Annotated in this window: 1 protein-coding gene; it reads right to left on the reverse strand. The window is 42.6% G+C overall.

All coding sequences use genetic code 11. The annotated features are described in order from the left end of the window. Positions 1 to 93 precede the first annotated feature (93 nt). Positions 94 to 522 (reverse strand): 50S ribosomal protein L2, encoded by a 429-nt coding sequence (gene rplB, locus EDI28_RS28170; protein WP_500048353.1) that lies wholly within the window; start codon positions 520 to 522, stop codon positions 94 to 96. Between the last annotated feature and the right edge of the window lie 250 nt (positions 523 to 772).

Raw genomic sequence — 772 nt, forward strand, 5'->3', positions numbered from 1 at the left:
CTCCTATTTACTACGGCGACGAAGAATCAAAGTCTCACTATATTTTTTCCTTTTTCTAGTTCTTCTTCCAAGTGCAGGATAACCCCAGGGCTCCTATTTACTACGGCGACGAAGAATCAAAKTMTCACTATATTTWTTCYTTTTTCTASTTCTTCTTCCAAGYGCAGGATAACCCCARGGGGTTRYGGGTYTTTTTCTACCAATTGGRGCCCTCCCTTCACCACCYCCATGGGGATGGTCKACAGGGTTCATAACTACTCCTCTTACTACAGGACGYTTACCTAGCCAACRYTTMGATCCGGCTYTACCCAAACTTTTCTGGTTYACCCCAACATTYCCCACTTGTCCGACTGTTGCTGAGCAGTTTTTSGATATCAAACGGACCTCYCCAGAWGGTAATTTTAATGTGGCCGATTTCCCCTCTTTTGCAATCAGTTTCGCTACAGCACCCGCTGCTCTAGCTAATTGTCCACCCCTTCCAAGTGTGATTTCTATATTATGTATGGCCGTGCCTAAGGGCATATCGGTTGAAGTAGATTCTTCTTTTTGATCAATCAAAACCCCTTCCCAAACTGTACAAGCTTCTTCCAAAGCATACGGCTTTCTGGATGTAGATGATGATATCTATACGGATGGTTCTTATATATATCGTAGAATTCTTCTATATATGGTAGAAGTACCACACGAGTGGATATATAGGAATCAAAATCTGCCGAATAACTTATRTTATGATCTTCTACATCCTAGGTCTTCCCGTTCCGTCATCTGGCTT

Origin of the sequence: Photobacterium chitinilyticum, assembly GCF_004104355.1 — a bacterium.
In the GTDB taxonomy this organism is placed as follows: Bacteria; Pseudomonadota; Gammaproteobacteria; order Enterobacterales; family Vibrionaceae; genus Photobacterium; species Photobacterium chitinilyticum.